This window comes from Xanthomonas sp. BRIP62415, from assembly GCF_003993515.1.
GTDB lineage: Bacteria > Pseudomonadota > Gammaproteobacteria > Xanthomonadales > Xanthomonadaceae > Xanthomonas > Xanthomonas euroxanthea.
On record NZ_QEZH01000042.1, the window covers coordinates 1 to 16,599 of the forward strand.

Below are 16,599 nucleotides of genomic sequence, written 5' to 3' on the forward strand. Positions count from 1 at the left end.
GCATCGACTCCACGTCTGGTGCAAGCCTCACTACAGACAGTTTTTCAAGTGAGCGCCGACCAACTGTCTGGTGCGGCGTCCTTGCCGGTTGCGGGACCGTGTGGCGGCATGGATGCCGCCATCGAGCTCCCAGGGATGGGTTAACGGCGTGTCCCGCAAGCGGTGAGGGCGCCGCGCCCTCGACGCTGCGCGTTGGCTGCAGGGCCCTTGCCCGCCCACCATCGCAGGACACGCCGCAAGTACGTCCATGTAGGCTCCGGCGCGGCATCCATGCCGCTCAGGGTCCCGCGACGGTGAGCGGGCAAGGACCAGTTGAGATGGTCGGTGTGCACGGTAAGAGCGGTGCTGGATGCGTCGTTCGCTCATGACGTATCGGCTCCATGTCTGATGGGCGCCGCACGACAGACAGCTCCCACAAGAGCGCCGACCAACTGTTTGGTGCGGTGAGGGCGCCGCCCCCTCGACGCTGCGCGTTGGCTGCAGGGCCCTGGCCCGCCCACCATCGCGGGACACGCCGCAAGTACGTCCATGTAGGCTCCGGCGCGGCATCCATGCCGCTCAGGGTCCCGCGACGGTGAGCAGGCAAGGACCTATCGAGATGGTCGGTGTGCACGGTAAGAGCGGTGTTGGATGCGTCGTTCGCTCATGACGTATCGGCTCCATGTCTGATGGGCGCCGCACGATAGACAGCTCTCACAAGAGCGCCGACCAACTGTCTGGTGCGGTGTGCTTGCGGGTTGCCGGAACGTTGGCGGCATGGATGCCGCCAACGCGCCCCTGGGGATGGGGTCACGGCGTGTCCGGCGAGCGGCGAGGGCGCTGCGCCCTCGACCGATTTCTCCTCACGGCAACTGGCCGCGTCTCAACGTCCGGGCTCGCGTAATGGCCCCGGGCTTGGCCGCTTGGTCAACTTGCGCTGCAGCGAGCGGCGGTGCATGCCGAGCAGGCGTGCGGCAGCCGAGACATTGCCGCCGGTTTCGTGCAGCGCCTGCTGGATGTGCTCCCATTGCAGGCGGCTCAGCGGTGTCATCATTTCCCGCGCGGTTTCTTCTTCGTCCGGCTCGGGCAGCTCGTCGTCCTCTTCGCCCAGTGCCCGCATGATGGTGGGGATATTGGCCGGCTTGGGCAGATAGTCGTCGGCACCGAGCTTGATGGCCTCCACGGCGGTGGCGATGCTCGCGTAGCCGGTGACCAGCAGGATGCGCATGTCGGCGCGGATCTCGCGCAACGGCTGGATCAGGCTCAGGCCGGAATCGTGGCCGAGCTTGAGATCGATCAGGGCGAAATCCGGCAGGGCGCTGCGTGCGGTCGACAAGGCACTGGCCGCATCGGTGGCGGTCAGGGTGTCCACGCCGCGGCGGGCGAGGCTGCGTTGCAGCGTGCGCAGGTACAAGGTGTCGTCGTCGACCAGCAGGCCGGTGCGCAGGGGAGTGCTTGTCATGCGAGTGCCTCGTGTTCGGAGAGCGGCAGACGGAAACCGACGCGGGCGCCGCTGCCTTCGGCGGGCAGCATCCACAACTCGCCCTGCAGCCGTTCGACGGTGGCATGCGACAGCGCCAGCCCAACACCCATGCCGTCATGCTTGCCGCTGTTGAACAGGGTGCCGGGCAGCATGGCTTGCGAGGTATCGAAGCCCGGACCGTAGTCGCGTACTTCGCCGCTGAGATGATCCTGCTCCACGCGCAGCGTCAGGTCGATCTGCGGCCGGCCGGCCCGTTCGCCGGCATCGGCCGCATTGTTGAGCAACACCATCAGCAGATGGCTGACCCCGGGCTGCAGCAGCAGGCGCATCGGCGCATCGTCGTTGCGGCGCAGCTCGATGGTCGGGCGCACCAGCCGCCATTGTTCCAGCACGTCCTTGACCGCGACTTCGCGGCTGAGGTGGCCGTTGTCGGCCGGTGCGGCCAGCGCCAGCACGCGCTCGTGGCACTGCACCAGCAGCTCGCGCAAGGTGTCCAGATCCTCGCGCAATTCGCTCTGGTCGCACTGGTCGGCGATGTCGTCGACCAGCAGCGTCATCGTCGCCAGCGGCGTGTTCAACTCATGCGCGACCGAGGCCGCATGCGTGGCCAGCGCGACGATGCCCTCGTTGCGCGCGAAGCGCTCGCGCAGCGTGGAGATCTCGCGCTCGCGTTCGCGCATCGACAAGGCCAGCCGGGTGGCGAAGGCCAGCACCACCACCGTGGACAACAGGAAGTTGGCGGCCATGCCCCACATATGCAGGCTGAGCGGGTCGAAACTGCCGTAGGGCAGCGGCAGCCCGAACGCTGCACTGATCACATAACCGGCCACGCACGCCGCCGCCACCGCCATCGCCCAGCCCAGCGGCAGGGCCAGCGCGGCCAGGGCGATCAGCACCAGGAACAGGGAGCCGAAGGGGTTGGCGATGCCGCCGCTCCAGCCCACCATCCAGGTCAGCACCGTGACATCGACCAGGATGTGGCCGAATTCGGTGGCCGGGCTGACCGCGCCGCGATGGGCCACCCGCAGCTGCGCATACAGGTTGAACACCGCCAGCGCGGCCACGCCGGCCCACAAGGGTTGCTGCGGCAGATCCAGGCCCATCAGCCCGGTGGCGACCAGGATGGTGGCGGCCTGGCCGGCAGTGGCCAGCCAGCGCAGGCTGCACAGGGTCCGCAGGAAGGAGGCGTCTGAGGAATTCATCACGGCAATGCTATGCGCTCGGGGGCGTGGCGGCCTGCGACAAACCGTCGCATCGGCCTGGAAGACGGCGCGCGCAGCGCTTCAGCTGTGAGCGGACCGATGACAGGCTAAAATACCGCGATGTACGACGCCGTGACTCGCCCAACCCCTCCCGCCGACGCCACCGCCTGGCCGCGCCGCATCACCCAGGCCGTTAAGATCGGCAGCGTGACCGTGGGCGGCGGCCACCCGGTGGTCGTCCAGTCGATGACCAATACCGACACCGCCGACATCGCCGGCAGCGTCAAGCAGGTGGCCGACCTGTGGCGTGCCGGCTCGGAAATGGTGCGCCTGACCGTCAACAACGCCGAGTCGGCCGCGGCCATTCCGCGCATCGTCGACAAGCTGCGCATGATGGGGATCGAGGTGCCGTTGATCGGCGACTTCCACTACAACGGGCATCAGCTGCTCGCCGCCGAGCCGGCCTGCGCCGAAGCGCTGGCCAAGTACCGCATCAATCCGGGCAATGTCGGCTTCGGCAAGAAGAAGGATCTGCAGTTCGCGCAGCTGATCGAGTTTGCGATCAAGTACGACAAGCCGGTGCGCATCGGTGCCAACTGGGGCTCGCTGGACCAGTCGCTGGCCGCGCAGCTGATGGACGAGAACTCGCAGCGCGACACGCCCTGGGATGCCGGCCGCGTGCTGCGCGAGGCGCTGATCCGCTCGGCAGTGGATTCGGCCGAGCGCGCGGTGGAACTGGGCCTGGCGCGCGAGCGCATCATCCTGTCGGCCAAGGTGTCCGGCGTGCAGGAGCTGATCGCGGTGTATCGCGACATGGCGAGCCGCTGCGATTTTGCGCTGCATCTGGGCCTGACCGAAGCCGGTATCGGCAGCAAGGGCATCGTGGCTTCGGCCGCGGCGCTGAGCGTTTTGCTGCAGGAAGGCATCGGCGACACCATCCGCATCTCGCTGACGCCGGAGCCCGGCCAGTCGCGCACCCAGGAAGTGGTCGTCGCGCAGGAACTGCTGCAGACCACCGGCCAGCGCGCCTTCACGCCGATGGTCACCGCCTGCCCGGGTTGCGGCCGCACCACCTCCGAGTTCTTTCAGGAACTGGCCGGCGTGGTGCAGAACCATGTGCGCGCCAAGATGCCGGAGTGGAAGATCAGCAACCCCGGCGCGGAGAACATGACCCTGGCGGTGATGGGCTGCGTGGTCAACGGGCCGGGCGAATCGCGCCATGCCAACATCGGCATCTCGTTGCCGGGCACCGGCGAGGCGCCGTCGGCGCCGGTGTTCATCGATGGCGAGAAAAGCGTCACCCTGCGTGGCGAGAACATTGCCTACGAGTTCATCGATCTGATCGATCAGTACGTCGAACGCACCTATGTCCGCCGCGCCGACTGAATCGCCGGCCGGTTTCAGGGGATGGCTGCGCAGCAATGCGTGGCGCATGGCGTTGCTGTTTGCCGGCGTGCTGCTGCCGCTGGGCCTGTTCGTCGACCTGGCCGACGAAGTCCACGAACTGGAAAATTTTTACTTCGACGAGCCCTTGCTGTGGAGCATGCGCAGCATCGCCACGCCGGGGCTGGATGCGTTTTTCGGGGTGGTTTCCAAGCTTGGCTACCAGTACGGGGTGATCCCGGCCGATATCGCCATCGTGCTGGTATTGCTGATGCTGCGGCGCTGGCGCGAGGGAACCTTTGCCGCACTCGGCTTTGCTGGCTCGGCCTTGCTGAACATGGGCGCCAAGCAGGTCTTCCAGCGCGACCGCCCAAGCCTGTGGGAATCGATTGCCCCGGAAAGCACCTTCAGCTTTCCCAGCGGGCATGCGATGGGCTCGATGACGCTCGCCGCGGTGGTGGTCTCGCTGGCCTGGAACACCCGCTGGCGCTGGCCGGTGGCCATTGCCGCAAGTGGGTTCGCGGTGCTGGTGGGGGTGTCGCGGATCTACCTGGGGGTGCATTACCCCTCCGACATCCTGGGCGGCTGGTCGGCCGCGCTGGTGTGGGTGGTAGGGCTGTATCTGGTGATGTTTCGCGGCGCGCGGCGGCCGCATTGGCGTCGCCATCCCGCTTCGACCTGAGGTCACGACCGCTTTGTGGTCGAACGCGGTCGGCGCAGGCCGGGATGCCTAGCGTGGCGCCAATACGCCGCTGCCTTTGACTCAGCGAGGGCTTGCCAGCTCCCGGCGCCGCAACTGCAGCCCGATCACGCTGCCGATCACTGCCAGCAGAATCATGTAATACGCCGGTCCCATCGGGTGCTGCTTGAGCAGCATCACCACCACCAGCGGGGTCAGGCCACCAAACACCGCATAGCCCAGGTTGTAGGCGAATGACACGCCGGACAGGCGCACCACCGGCGGAAACGCCTCGACCATGACGCGCGGGATCGCGCCCAGGACGCCGAGCGCCGCGCCCATCAGGGCATATAGTGGAAACAGCAACTGCGGATCGCCGGCCAGCCGATAGAACAGCCAGGCGCTGGCGCCCAGGAATACGCTGCCGGCAAGCAGCACGCGTCCATTGCCGTAGCGATCGGACAAGGCGCCGGCCACGATCGAGCCGGCCGCCTGCAGCAGGACCGCAAGCAGGTTGGCCTGCAAGGCGACCGCTGCCGGATAGTGATACGCGCTCTGCAGCAGCGTCGGCGTCATCAACGACACCACCAGCACCCCGGCTGCCACCATCCAGGTCAGCCACAACGACAGCGCCACACTGCGTGGATGATCGCGCAGCACCACCTTGAGCGGCGTCTCGCGCGCCAGGGCACGCATCGCCATCAGCCCGGCGAACACCGGTGTTTCGTGCAGCCAGCGCCGCAGATACACCGAAAGCAGGCCGAAGATGCCACCGGCCAGGAACGGCAGGCGCCAGGCGCCTTCGGCGATTTCCTGCGGTGTGAAGGCGCGATTGATCGCCCCGGCACTGAGCGAGCCGAGCAACACGCCGGCCGCCAGGCCGGCCGTCAAGGTCCCGCACGCCAGTCCCCTGCGCTGTGCAGGCACGTGTTCTGCGACGAAGACCCATGCACTGGGGACTTCGCCGCCGATGGCCGCGCCCTGCAGCAACCGCATCGTCAGCAGCAGTAAGGGGGCGGCCAGGCCGATCTGCGCGTAAGTCGGCAGCACGCCGATGGCCAGCGTCGGCAACGCCATCAGCCCGATGCTCAGCGCGAACATGCGCTTGCGACCGAGCAGATCGCCGAAGTGCGCCATCACCATCCCGCCCAGCGGGCGGATCAGGTACCCGGCTGCAAAGATGCCGAAGGTCTGCAACTGCCGCATCCACTCCGGAATGCCCGGTGGGAAGAACAGCTCCCCCAGCACCGTGGCGAAGAAAATGAAGATGATGAAGTCGTAGAATTCCAGTGCGCCGCCCAGTGCGGACAACGCCAGCGTCTTGTAATCACCGCGTGTGAGCTGGCTTGCTGGTGCGGTGCCTGTTGCTGGACGGGTCTTCAAGGCATGACATCCTGTGGCAGGTGATCGCGCGCCTGCGCGTGCTGCAGCCGCGGGGTGTGAGTCACCCATGTTCTCGCTGCGGCAATGCGCAGCTTGCACGTTTGCACGCAACGGCGGGGCGGGGGCACTTCGGGAAAGGCGCGCTGGCTGCGCCTTTGGTGGCGGTCAGTCGCGCACACTTGCGTGCGCGGCCGCTTCGGCATGCAGGGCGGTGGTGTCGAACAACGGCAACTGTGCATCGCTGCTGTCCACCAGCAGCGAAATCTCGGTACAGCCCAGGATGATCGCTTGCGCGCCCTCCTGGCCGAGGTCGGCCATGACCTGACGAAAATAGCCGCGCGACGCCGGCCGGATGACGCCCTGGCAGAGTTCGTCGTAGATCACCCGATGCAGCTGCGCGCGTACGTCGGCCGGCGGTACCAGCACCTGCAGGCCACGCGCAGCCAGGCGCTCGCGATAGAACGGCTGTTCCATGGTGAAACGCGTGCCGAGCAGCCCGACCCGGGTGACGCCCGCCGCAATCAGCGCCTCGGCCGTGGCATCGGCGATATGCAGCAATGGCAGCGGCGTGGCGGAGGTGATCGCATCGGCAACGCAATGCATGGTGTTGGTGCACAGCACCAGGAAGTCGGCGCCACCGGCATGCAGCGCGCGCGCCGCTGCTGCCATCGCCCGGCCGGCGCCGTCCCAGTCGCCGGCGTGTTGCAGGCGCTCGATCTCATGGAAGTTGACGCTGTACAGCAAGACCTTGGCCGAGTGCAGGCCGCCGCAGGCATGGCGCACCCGCTGGTTGATGATGCGGTAGTAGGGCAGGGTGGATTCCCAGCTCATGCCGCCGATCAGGCCGATGGTTTTGCTTGGAACCGGCATACCGACCTCACTTTGGAACAGTCAACGAATGTGCGTACGCATCGCCCTTCGATGCCCGGGGAGCGCGTATCGGCGCAGTGTACGTCGGCAGCGTCGCCACGCCATCGCGCGCCGGTCAGGCCGCCTGCAGACGGTCGATCACTCGCCCGGTTTTGCGCCTTCCAGCGGCGCATGCGTGGCGGCGCGGCGTGCCAGCACGCTTTCACGATGCGCGATGTAGACGTTGGCACTGATGATGATGGCCGCACCGATAAGGGTATGGTGTTCGATCGCCTCGCCGAACAGCCACCAGCCCAGCAGCGCCACCAGCGGCAGCTGCATGAAGCTGATCGGCTGCAGTGCGGAGACTTCGCCCAGCTTGAGCGCGCGCGTCCAGAACAGCTGCCCGGCGGTGCCGAAGATGCCGGTCGCCGCCAGCCAGAGCCAGTCGATACCGTGCGGCCAGGTCCACTGGAACAGTGCCGGAATCAGCGACATCGGCACCCAGAACACATAGGTGTAGAACACCACGGTGTCCGAGTCGTCGCTGCGCGAGAGCTGCTTGATCTGGATCGCCACCACGGCGCTGATCACCGCTGCCAGCAGCGCAATCAGCAGCCCGGGCGTAAAGGTGGACGAGCCCGGCCGCAGGATCACCAGCACGCCGATGAATCCGGCCGCCACCGCCAGCCAGCGCCGCAGGCGCACCTGTTCGCGCAGCCACACCACGGCAAGGACGGTGACGAACAACGGGGTGGAATACGACAGCGAGATCGCCTGCGACAACGGCAGGTGGCCGATCGCCCAGAACCCGCACAGCATCGAGGCCAGGCCGATCAGGGTGCGTGCCAGATAGTGCGGCAACTGCCGCGTGCGCGGCAGCGCCTTGCCGGGGCGCAGGATCAGCGGCAACAGGGCCAGCAGCCCGAACGCATTGCGAAAGAACGCGATCTCGGTGGTGGCGATCGTGCTTGACGCCAGCCGGATGCAGATCGCCATCAGGCCAAAGGCGAAGGTACTGGTGAGCATCCACAGCGCGGCACGTCGCGACGCCTGCGCTGCGGTCACCAATGCGCTCCGATGATGCGTGGCTCCGGCTCCAGGATCACCGAATAACGCTCGCGCACCGACTCGGCGATGCGCCGCGCAACATCCAGCAGTTGCGCACCGCTGGCAGTGCCGTAGTTGACCAGCACCAGCGCGTGGTCCGGCGATACCCCGGCATCGCCCTCGCGCCGGCCTTTCCAGCCACACTGCTCGATCAACCAGGCCGCCGACAACTTGCCCTGGCCGGGCTGTTCGCCTGGATACACCGGCATGTCGGCGAATGTGGCCTGCAACGCGGCGATCTGCTCGCTGGGCAGCAACGGATTCTTGAAGAAGCTGCCGGCATTGCCGAGCACATCCGGGTCCGGCAGCTTGCGCCGACGGATATTGATCACCGCCTGCGCCACATCGGCGGCACCGGCCAGTTCGGCGCCCATGCTGGCCAGTTCCTCGCGGATGCCGGCATAGTCCAGCCGCAACTCATGCAGCAGCGGCAGATTGAATTCCACCGCGACGATCAGGTAACGCTCCGGCTGCTGCTTGAACACGCTGTCGCGATAGGCAAAGGCGCACTCGGCCGCAGTCAGTCGCACGAATTGCTGTGCCTGCAGGTCGAAGGCATCCACCACATGGATGAAGTCGCCCACCTGCGCGCCGTATGCGCCGATGTTCTGGATCGGGCAGGCGCCGACCGTGCCGGGAATCAAGGCCAGGTTCTCCAGCCCCGACAACCCCTGCTGCAGCGAATACAGCACCAGCGCATGCCAGTTGACGCCGGCACCGGCGCGCACGATGGCGTGGTCGGCGTGGTGCGCAATGATGGCGATGTCGCGGTTTTCGAAACACAGCACGCAGCCCGGCGGGTCGCCGGCCAGCAGCACGTTGCTGCCGCTGCCCAACACCAGCAGCGGCTGCCCGGCGATCTCCGGTGCCGCCAGCGCCTGCGGCAGTGCATCGGGTGCGTGGATGCCCAGCAACCAGCGTGCCGTGGCCTCCACATGGAAGGTGTTGAGCGCGCGCAGTGGCGCGTGCTCGCTCAAGCGCCAGCCGGCCTGCGCTGCAGTGCTCATAACGGCGACACCGCACCGCCGCTGGGCGCCTCGCGGCGGCGGCGGATTGCATTGACGCATTCGCCGATCAGCGGCGGCCCGCGATAGACCAGGCCGCTGTAGCACTGCACCAGGGTCGCGCCGGCCGCCATCTTGGCTACCGCGTCCGCACCGGAATTGATGCCGCCCACGCCGATCAACGGAATCGACTCGGGCAGGCGGGCGCGCAAGCGGCGCAGCACCAGCGTGGATTGCCCCAGCAGCGGTGCACCCGACAGGCCGCCAGCCTCGCCAGCCAGCGGATGATTGGCGATCAAGGTGCGCGTCACCGTGGTGTTGGTGGCGATCACGCCATCCACCGCCAGGTCGGCCAGCACGCGCGCGGCCGCATCGATGTCGCGGTCGTTGAGGTCCGGCGCCACCTTCACCAGCATCGGCACGCGCTTGCCGTGTTGCGCGGCCAGGGCTTCCTGGGTTTCGCGCAGGTCGGCGATCAGCCGACGCAGCGCCTGTTCTTCCTGCAGTTCGCGCAAGCCGGCGGTGTTGGGCGAGGAGATGTTGACGGTGATGTAGTCGGCCAGCGGGTAGATGCGCTCCATGCAATAGCGGTAATCGCTGGTCGCCTCTTCGTTGGGCGTGTCCTTGTTCTTGCCGATGTTGATGCCGAGCAGGCCGCCGCGACGACGCGCGCGTTGCACGTTGGCCACCAGCACATCCACGCCCAGGTTGTTGAAGCCCATGCGGTTGATCACCGCCTGGTACTCCGGCAAGCGGAACATGCGCGGCTTGGGATTGCCCTCCTGCGGCCGCGGGGTCACCGTGCCGATCTCGACAAACCCAAAGCCAAGCGCAAGCAGCGCATCGATGTGCTCGCCGTTCTTGTCCAGGCCGGCACCGAGACCGACCGGGTTGGGAAACATCAGCCCGAAGGCCGGTGTCGGCAGCGGCTCCGGGCGCCTGGCCAGCAGCGATGTGGTGCCGGTGCGGTAGGCAACATCGATGGAGCGCAATGCCAGCGCATGGGCGCGCTCGGCGTCGAGGGAAAACAGCAGGGGGCGGGCAAGCGAATACATGTGGGTCAGTTCAATCCCCCGGCGAACACCCGGGTCTGGTATTGGAAGTCGATCAGCCCGTCGCGCGCGTGCGCATCGAACAGCGTGCGCAGCGCGGCGAGCATCGGGACATGACGCGGGTCATGCGCCAGCGGCGCATATGACGAAGACAACAGCCGGCCACGCAAGGCATCGAAATCCAGCCGCTGCACGTTGGGAAAGCGCGCCATCGCGCGGAAGCCGTCGCCGAACCAGGCCTGCATGGTGGCATCGTCCTGATAGCGCTCGGCCACGGCCGAATAGTCGGTGCCGTAGTCCAGCAGCAATTGCTCGTAGCCGCGCAGGAAGTCGGTGGTGTCCAGCTCGCGGCTGTTCCAGTAGATCACCGCCAGCCCGCCGGGCTGCAGGATGCGCGCCCATTCGGCGCGCACCGCCCGAACGTCGAACCAGTGGAAGGCCTGTGCCGCGGACACCAATCCGACACTGGCAGCGGCCAGCCCGGTGGCCTCGGCGGTGCCGTCGACCGCGCGGAAGGTGGGGAACTCCGCCAGCCACTGTTGCGCGGCTTCGCGCATGGCCGGGTTGGGTTCCACCGCCGTGACCGGATAGCCGGCCTCCAGGAACAGCCGGCTGGAGATGCCGGTGCCGGCACCGATATCGGCCACCGTGGTGGCCGGCGTCACGCCCAGCTCTTCGTGCAGCCAGCGCAGCAGTTGTGGCGGATAGCTTGGCCGGTAGCGCACATAGGCCGCGACGCGGTCGTTGAAGCGTTGGGCGGAGGAGGGCGCGGCCATGCTCAACTGTTGGCGGCCGCAAGCCAGGCCAGGCCGCCGAAGAACAGGATGAAGATCGCCACCCCTGCCACCCAGAGCGCAACCGCCAACCAGCCGAGAATCAGCCCGCCGATGGCCAGCCCGTCGCCGTCCAGCCCCTGCGGATTGCGGCGGATTTCCGCGCGCGCCATGTGGCCGGTGATGATGGCGCAGAGGCTGCCGAGAAACGGGATCAGCGTCCAGCCGAGAATGCCCGAGACCAGGCTGACGATGGCCATGGCGCTGGTCTGTCGAACGACGACGTTCATCATGAACTCCTGAAGTGGCGGCAGCCGACGGCTGGCGTGGCCCGATTATCCCAGAGCTGCCGCCCGAATGGCGTGCCATCTGCGGCCAAACGCGATCGCGTGGTCGGGTTTGACGCGAACGGGCGGGGCTGGATGTCTGCTCGCCCCAACATCGGACTGAGCGGCGAGGGAAACCTTGGACGCCCAGATGATGCGCAGGTGCGACTCGCGGCTGTGACCACGGCATCGGGGCCACGCCGCCGGGAGCGTGGATGCCGGGCGCGGACGCACCGGAGCAGCCATGGTCCGGCACGCATGCGACAGCGCGCCGGCGCGATGCCCGGCGCGCCTGCACACGTCGATCAGAGATCGAACTTGATGCCCTGTGCCAGCGGCAGCGAGTCGGAGTAGTTGATCGTATTGGTCTGGCGACGCATATAGACCTTCCAGGCATCCGAGCCGGATTCGCGGCCACCGCCGGTCTCCTTCTCGCCACCGAACGCACCGCCGATCTCCGCACCGGAGGTGCCGATGTTGACGTTGGCGATGCCGCAGTCGCTGCCGGCCGCCGACAGGAACTTCTCGGCCGCCTTCAGGTTCTGGGTGAAGATCGACGACGACAGGCCCTGCGGCACGCCGTTCTGCAGCTCGATCGCCTCGTCCAGCGTGCTGTACTTCATCACGTACAGGATCGGCGCGAAGGTCTCGTGCTGCACCACCGCGTCGCTGTTCTGCAGCCCGGTGACGATCGCCGGCAGCACGAAGTTGCCAGGGCGATCGATCGCGGTGCCGCCCACTTCGACCGTGCCGCCGGCCGCCTTGGCCTTGGCGATCGAGGCCAGGAACTGCTCCACCGCGCCCTGGCTGTTGAGCGGGCCCATCAGGTTGGCCGGGTCGGTGGGGTCGCCGATCTTGCTGTCGAGCTGCTTGTACGCCTTGACCAGCGTGGCCAGCACGTTGTCGTAGATGGATTCATGCACGATCAGGCGGCGCGTGGTGGTGCAGCGCTGCCCGGCGGTGCCCACCGCGCCGAACACGATGCCGGGGATGGCCAGCTTCAGGTCGGCGGTTTCGTCCAGGATGATGGCGTTGTTGCCGCCCAGTTCGAGCAGGCAACGGCCCAGGCGGCGCGCGACCTTTTCCGCAACCACGCGGCCGATCTGGGTCGACCCGGTGAAGCTGATCAGCGGCACGCGGCTGTCCTCGACCAGCTTCTCGGACAGGGAGGTGCCGGCATCGTTGATCAGGAAGAAGATGTCCGGGAAGCCGGCGTCCTTGAGCGCGGCATTGCAGATCTTCATCGTCGCGATCGCGGTCAGCGGCGTCTTGTTGGACGGCTTCCAGATGCAGATATCGCCGCAGATCGCCGCCAGGAACGCATTCCACGCCCACACTGCCACCGGGAAGTTGAACGCGCTGATGATGCCGACCAGGCCCAGCGGCTGGTACTGCTCGTACATGCGGTGGCCGGGACGCTCCGAATGCATGGTGTAGCCATAGAGCATGCGGCTCTGGCCGACCGCGAAGTCGGCGATGTCGATCATCTCCTGCACCTCGCCATCGCCCTCGGGCTTGCTCTTGCCCATTTCCAGCGCCACCAGCGAGCCCAGCGCATCCTTGTGCGCGCGCAGCGCCTCGCCACACAGGCGAACAGCTTCGCCACGGCGCGGCGCAGGCGTGGTCCGCCAGACCTTGAAGGCGGCCTGCGCACGCTGGACGATCAGCTCGTAATCCTCCGGCGTGGTCGCCTGCACATCGGCGATCACCGCATTGGTGGTCGGATTGAGCGGCTGCAGCACCCCGGCGCCGGTCGCCTGCGACCAGGTGGCCTCGCCAAGATAAGTACCGGAATTGGACGCGGCGAGGTCGAGCGCCTTGAGCAGGTCAGCGGACATGGGATCTCCAAAGGTCGGGACGGTCGCGCGGCAGCCAGGGCCACCGCGACACGGGTAGCCGCCGATTTTAGCAGGCTCCGCCAACCACCCACCGGCTTGGCAATCGCAACGATCGTGCGACAATGCCCATCTTGGCCCCGTAGCTCAGCTGGATAGAGCGTCCCCCTCCTAAGGGGAAGGTCGCCCGTTCGAATCGGGCCGGGGTCACCAGGAATCAATCACTTAGCATCTCGAGCGGTTTGGTTTCGGCAGGCACATGTGTGCCGGCTCATCCTCTGAAGATGTTTCCACCTGATCGGAATGGTCTGGCAAATGGGCAGCCGCGGTCATGGGCTGGTCCAGCCGGCACGCATGAGCGGTCATGATGCGTAAGCCGATCTCAAAGACGTACCGCCACGGCTGCGACGCAGCGGGAGGAGTGAGATGACGGAGCTGCTGCCATGCGAACGAGGCCGCCGTTGATTGCGCCAGATATCTAAAAACCATCTGGACCATATGGATTGAATATAAAGCAGTGCATCATGGAGAAAACCATCAGACTCGCTGGCCCGGCCGATATCGATGCAATTTTTGATATTCGCACCAGGGTTCACGAAAATCATCTATCCCGTGATCAACTGGTGGAAATGGGCATTACCCCCGCAACCATAAAAAAGGCAATTCTAGAAGCCCCATGCGCTTGGGTCGCCGAGGTCAATGGTGCCCCCGTCGGTTTTTCTATGGTGGATGTCGAGGAAGGATGTGTGTTCGCCGCTTTCGTTCTACCCGACTTCGAGGGGAACGGATTGGGGCGCAGATTGATGGATAAAGCGGAGGCTTGCTTATTTCAGCGCCATCGGACGATTTGGCTGGAGACAGCTGAGGCTAGCCGTGCGAGTGGCTTTTATCGAAGCCTGGGCTGGCAGCCTGTGAAGAACTTGCCGGGAGGTGATGTCCGCTTTGAAAAGTGCCAGAAATAACAACCCGAAATATACTGGCGAGAGACTCGGGCTTAGGCGGGTGTCGCTTAATCACGCGAGGTGTATCGAGCATGTGCTTACCGTGGTATCGCCGTGGGAGCGCCTCAGCAGTACGCTAGGGACGTTGCTTGGATAAGGATCGCAATGCATGACGTTGGAACACCTGCGAGTGGACTGGAGCCAGATCGAACTGGTGTCGCCGCGCCTACGACTTCGGCCGTTTACGCCAGCTGATGCAGACGAGGTGTTTGCATGCATCACTCCTTCCTTGACGCGCTACATGTCGTTTGATCCTCCGCAATCACGGATGGATTTCAAGGGTGTCTGGCAAGGGTGGTTGAAGGAAAATGAAAAGGGGGAGGATTTCAACTTTGTGATACGGATCGGCGCTACGCGAGCATTTGCTGGACTGTGCGGTCTTCATCGCACACGTACGCCTGAGCCGGAAGTCGGCATCTGGATCCGGGAAAGCGAACATGGCCATGGGTACGGGCGTGAAGCGGTTAGAGCAATCGTCGGCTGGGGGGCGAAAGCGTTTGGCTCTGCCGGATTCATCTATCCCGTAGCGGATGTGAATAGGCCAAGCCGTCGCATCGCCGAGTCCCTTGGTGGCGTCGAGGTTGGGCGAAGTTCGGGAGTCAAATACGATTCCGTGGTGTACAGGATCCCGGCCCGAAGCTGATCTGCGCCCGCTGTTTTGATGGCGTGGATGTGGAGAGTTGCCATGGTTGTTCTCACCGTATAAATCGTCACGGTGCCCAGGCTCCTGTCCGCAATGTGCATCCGCCGGTGCGCACGTTGCACAGTTTCTTTGATACGGGCCGAGCTTTGAGCGAACATCATGGTTTTGCGCCAGGATGTTGCACGAACTGCAAGAACCACTCACCCGCGCCTAACCACCCGCACCCCCACCGGCCGCGCAAACTTGTCCATCGCCACCGATGAGATGCGGCTATGGCGCAGCAGGCTGCCGAGTTGCTCGGGAACGCCCAGGCGTTGATCGACTTCCGGTTCGAGCACGGTGGGGCGGCGCTTGCGCCGGTCGGCCTTGGCGAAGCGGATGCGGTTGTACTCGGCCCAGCCGACGGTGGTGATGGCGCTCATCAGCGCGATCACCGGCAGGGCGCCCAGCGCGAATGGATCCAGGGCGTTGTGCTTGAGATACAGCTCCGTGTAGGCGCTGCGCAGGCCGAAGAACCAGGCGATCAGCGTTGCCAGTGGTGCCCACAGATAGAAGTAGACCATCCAGGCGCCGGCGGTGGCGGCGCCGTAGGCGAGGCGGCGCGAGCGGCCGAGGCGTTGTGGCAGGTTGATGATGGGCGGTGTCATTGGATTCCTCGGTCGGGGCTTTTCCAGCGGGCACGTTTGCTGCGACGTGCGAGCAGGGCGCGGGGGAAGGCGATGACGGCAGTGAGCATGCCGATCATCCAGAAGGCGACCGGATACCAGATCACCCAGAAGAACTGGCGCGCCAGGCCTTTTTCGTAGCGGCGTTCGATCACCAGGCTGGTGGCGAACTGCATCAGGCACACCACCGCCAGCACCAGGCCGTGCCAGCGCGGCAGGATGGTGTCGACGTACAGCGCAGGCGGCAGCGGGATGACCTTGCCAAGCAGCCACAGCACGATGATGAAGAGCATGGTGTAGGCCCAGGCCAGGCTGAGCGCGTATTCCAGCAACACGCCCCACATGCGTCGGCTGCGCCAGGACAGCACGCGGCGGCCATGGCTCAGCAGCACTTCCACGCCGCCGCGTGCCCAGCGCAGGCGCTGCATCCACAGGCCACGGAAGGTCTCCGGCATCAGGATCCAGCACAGCGCGTTGGGCTCGTAGCGAATATCCCAGTCGTCCAGCTGCAGACGCCAGGAGATGTCGATGTCTTCGGTTACCATGTTGTCGGACCAGAAGCCGACGTGGTGCAGCGCCGAGCGGCGAAACGCGCAGATCACGCCCGACACGGTGAACAGGCGCCCGTAGACGCGCTGCGCACGTTTGATCAGGCCCACGATGGCGGAAAATTCGCCCACCTGCATGCGGCCCATCAGCGTGGTGCGGTTGCGCACGCGCGGATTGCCGGTGACACCGCCGACGCGCGGGCCGGAGATCAGGTGGCCCACCATCCAGCGCGTGGCATTCGGGTCCAGGATGGCGTCGGCATCCACGCACACCAGGTAGTCCGAGCGCGATGCCAGCGTGCCGACCCGCAGTGCGTTGGCCTTGCCGTGGTTCTGTTCCAGGTGCACCACGCGCAGGCGCGGATGCTGGTGGGTGAGATCGTCGAGTGCCTCGGCCGTGTTGTCGCTGCTGCCATCGTTGATGGCGATGATCTCGAAATCCGGATAGTTCTGCGCACTCATCGCGGCGATGGTCTCGCCGACATGCTTGGCCTCGTTGTAGCAGGGCACCAGCAGCGATACGAACGGCTCGCTGGCCAACGGTGGCGGCGACGAGGGGCCGGGCGTGCCGCGTTCGCGTCGCAGGTAGTAGTACGTGCCTCCGATCATCCAGAAGAACGCCATGATGATGGGATAGAAAAACGCGAAGTTGAACAGGGCGCCCAACAGGAGGCTGGTCGTCAT

General features: G+C 65.9%; 16 protein-coding genes and 1 tRNA gene. 5 read left to right on the forward strand and 12 right to left on the reverse strand.

The window, feature by feature from the left end:
- Nucleotides 1–862: 862 nt before the first annotated feature.
- Nucleotides 863–1,441 carry a response regulator transcription factor gene (locus EO141_RS20940; protein ID WP_104585309.1) on the reverse strand — a complete coding sequence of 193 codons (579 nt, stop codon included), beginning with the start codon at nt 1,439–1,441 and terminating at the stop codon, nt 863–865.
- On the reverse strand, nt 1,438–2,664 hold the full coding sequence (locus tag EO141_RS20945) for an ATP-binding protein (protein WP_164739365.1): 1,227 nt from the start codon (nt 2,662–2,664) through the stop codon (nt 1,438–1,440). Before EO141_RS20945 ends, EO141_RS20940 begins: the two co-directional genes overlap by 4 nt.
- Nucleotides 2,665–2,784: 120 nt before the next feature.
- On the opposite strand from EO141_RS20945, the gene ispG reads away from it, so the two are divergent.
- Nucleotides 2,785–4,050, forward strand: coding sequence for a flavodoxin-dependent (E)-4-hydroxy-3-methylbut-2-enyl-diphosphate synthase (gene ispG, locus EO141_RS20950; RefSeq protein ID WP_127170200.1), 1,266 nt, complete (start codon nt 2,785–2,787; stop codon nt 4,048–4,050).
- The gene (locus EO141_RS20955) at nt 4,031–4,729 is read left to right on the forward strand and encodes a phosphatase PAP2 family protein (RefSeq protein ID WP_127170201.1); all 699 of its coding nucleotides are present in this window, start codon (nt 4,031–4,033) and stop codon (nt 4,727–4,729) included. Before ispG ends, EO141_RS20955 begins: the two co-directional genes overlap by 20 nt.
- An 81-nt stretch (nt 4,730–4,810) precedes the next feature.
- Here the strand turns inward: EO141_RS20955 and EO141_RS20960 are convergent, their stop codons facing one another.
- The 8 genes from EO141_RS20960 to EO141_RS21000 form a co-directional block, all read right to left on the reverse strand.
- The gene (locus EO141_RS20960; protein ID WP_127170202.1) at nt 4,811–6,109 is read right to left on the reverse strand and encodes an MFS transporter; all 1,299 of its coding nucleotides are present in this window, start codon (nt 6,107–6,109) and stop codon (nt 4,811–4,813) included.
- Nucleotides 6,110–6,274: 165 nt separating this feature from the next.
- The gene (locus EO141_RS20965) at nt 6,275–6,979 is read right to left on the reverse strand and encodes an aspartate/glutamate racemase family protein (RefSeq protein WP_127170203.1); all 705 of its coding nucleotides are present in this window, start codon (nt 6,977–6,979) and stop codon (nt 6,275–6,277) included.
- A 138-nt stretch (nt 6,980–7,117) separates the two neighbouring features.
- Complete coding sequence (locus EO141_RS20970) at nt 7,118–8,029, reverse strand: DMT family transporter (protein ID WP_127170204.1); 912 nt, start codon at nt 8,027–8,029, stop codon at nt 7,118–7,120.
- On the reverse strand, nt 8,023–9,075 hold the full coding sequence (gene murB / locus EO141_RS20975; protein WP_119128425.1) for a UDP-N-acetylmuramate dehydrogenase: 1,053 nt from the start codon (nt 9,073–9,075) through the stop codon (nt 8,023–8,025). The genes EO141_RS20970 and murB overlap by 7 nt, the downstream gene beginning before the upstream one ends.
- Entirely contained in the window at nt 9,072–10,127 is a 1,056-nt protein-coding gene (locus tag EO141_RS20980; protein ID WP_127170205.1) for a quinone-dependent dihydroorotate dehydrogenase, read from the reverse strand. Before EO141_RS20980 ends, murB begins: the two co-directional genes overlap by 4 nt.
- 5 nt (nt 10,128–10,132) lie before the next feature.
- Nucleotides 10,133–10,900 carry a class I SAM-dependent methyltransferase gene (locus tag EO141_RS20985; RefSeq protein ID WP_164739366.1) on the reverse strand — a complete coding sequence of 256 codons (768 nt, stop codon included), beginning with the start codon at nt 10,898–10,900 and terminating at the stop codon, nt 10,133–10,135.
- A 2-nt stretch (nt 10,901–10,902) separates the two neighbouring features.
- Nucleotides 10,903–11,187: a DUF4190 domain-containing protein gene (locus EO141_RS20990; protein ID WP_104648608.1), complete on the reverse strand. Its 285-nt coding sequence runs from the start codon at nt 11,185–11,187 to the stop codon at nt 10,903–10,905.
- A 341-nt stretch (nt 11,188–11,528) separates the two neighbouring features.
- Complete coding sequence (locus EO141_RS21000; protein WP_115676813.1) at nt 11,529–13,061, reverse strand: aldehyde dehydrogenase family protein; 1,533 nt, start codon at nt 13,059–13,061, stop codon at nt 11,529–11,531.
- A gap of 133 nt (nt 13,062–13,194) precedes the next feature.
- On the opposite strand from EO141_RS21000, the gene EO141_RS21005 reads away from it, so the two are divergent.
- From EO141_RS21005 to EO141_RS21015, 3 genes are all read left to right on the forward strand, one after another.
- Nucleotides 13,195–13,271 (forward strand) — tRNA-Arg (locus tag EO141_RS21005).
- Nucleotides 13,272–13,582: 311 nt separating this feature from the next.
- On the forward strand, nt 13,583–14,020 hold the full coding sequence (locus EO141_RS21010; protein ID WP_127170206.1) for a GNAT family N-acetyltransferase: 438 nt from the start codon (nt 13,583–13,585) through the stop codon (nt 14,018–14,020).
- Between the two features lie 148 nt (nt 14,021–14,168).
- The gene (locus tag EO141_RS21015; RefSeq protein ID WP_206514845.1) at nt 14,169–14,702 is read left to right on the forward strand and encodes a GNAT family N-acetyltransferase; all 534 of its coding nucleotides are present in this window, start codon (nt 14,169–14,171) and stop codon (nt 14,700–14,702) included.
- Nucleotides 14,703–14,902: 200 nt separating this feature from the next.
- Here EO141_RS21015 and pgaD read toward each other — a convergent pair whose 3' ends face one another.
- Complete coding sequence (pgaD, locus tag EO141_RS21020) at nt 14,903–15,349, reverse strand: poly-beta-1,6-N-acetyl-D-glucosamine biosynthesis protein PgaD (protein WP_104585335.1); 447 nt, start codon at nt 15,347–15,349, stop codon at nt 14,903–14,905.
- Nucleotides 15,346–16,599 carry a poly-beta-1,6-N-acetyl-D-glucosamine synthase gene (pgaC, locus tag EO141_RS21025; RefSeq protein ID WP_104585337.1) on the reverse strand — a complete coding sequence of 418 codons (1,254 nt, stop codon included), beginning with the start codon at nt 16,597–16,599 and terminating at the stop codon, nt 15,346–15,348. Before pgaC ends, pgaD begins: the two co-directional genes overlap by 4 nt.

What these genes read in the sequence shown, in the direction of transcription:
- EO141_RS20990 (WP_104648608.1), bottom strand. Translation starts at nt 11,187, where the DNA reads ATGAACGTCGTCGTTCGACAGACCAGCGCCATGGCCATCGTCAGCCTG.
- EO141_RS20945 (WP_164739365.1), bottom strand. Translation starts at nt 2,664, where the DNA reads ATGAATTCCTCAGACGCCTCCTTCCTGCGGACCCTGTGCAGCCTGCGC.
- murB (WP_119128425.1), bottom strand. Translation starts at nt 9,075, where the DNA reads ATGAGCACTGCAGCGCAGGCCGGCTGGCGCTTGAGCGAGCACGCGCCA.
- EO141_RS20985 (WP_164739366.1), bottom strand. Translation starts at nt 10,900, where the DNA reads ATGGCCGCGCCCTCCTCCGCCCAACGCTTCAACGACCGCGTCGCGGCC.
- pgaC (WP_104585337.1), bottom strand. Translation starts at nt 16,599, where the DNA reads ATGACGACCAGCCTCCTGTTGGGCGCCCTGTTCAACTTCGCGTTTTTC.
- pgaD (WP_104585335.1), bottom strand. Translation starts at nt 15,349, where the DNA reads ATGACACCGCCCATCATCAACCTGCCACAACGCCTCGGCCGCTCGCGC.
- EO141_RS21000 (WP_115676813.1), bottom strand. Translation starts at nt 13,061, where the DNA reads ATGTCCGCTGACCTGCTCAAGGCGCTCGACCTCGCCGCGTCCAATTCC.
- EO141_RS20965 (WP_127170203.1), bottom strand. Translation starts at nt 6,979, where the DNA reads ATGCCGGTTCCAAGCAAAACCATCGGCCTGATCGGCGGCATGAGCTGG.
- EO141_RS20955 (WP_127170201.1), top strand. Translation starts at nt 4,031, where the DNA reads ATGTCCGCCGCGCCGACTGAATCGCCGGCCGGTTTCAGGGGATGGCTG.
- EO141_RS20940 (WP_104585309.1), bottom strand. Translation starts at nt 1,441, where the DNA reads ATGACAAGCACTCCCCTGCGCACCGGCCTGCTGGTCGACGACGACACC.
- EO141_RS21010 (WP_127170206.1), top strand. Translation starts at nt 13,583, where the DNA reads ATGGAGAAAACCATCAGACTCGCTGGCCCGGCCGATATCGATGCAATT.
- EO141_RS21015 (WP_206514845.1), top strand. Translation starts at nt 14,169, where the DNA reads ATGACGTTGGAACACCTGCGAGTGGACTGGAGCCAGATCGAACTGGTG.
- EO141_RS20980 (WP_127170205.1), bottom strand. Translation starts at nt 10,127, where the DNA reads ATGTATTCGCTTGCCCGCCCCCTGCTGTTTTCCCTCGACGCCGAGCGC.
- ispG (WP_127170200.1), top strand. Translation starts at nt 2,785, where the DNA reads ATGTACGACGCCGTGACTCGCCCAACCCCTCCCGCCGACGCCACCGCC.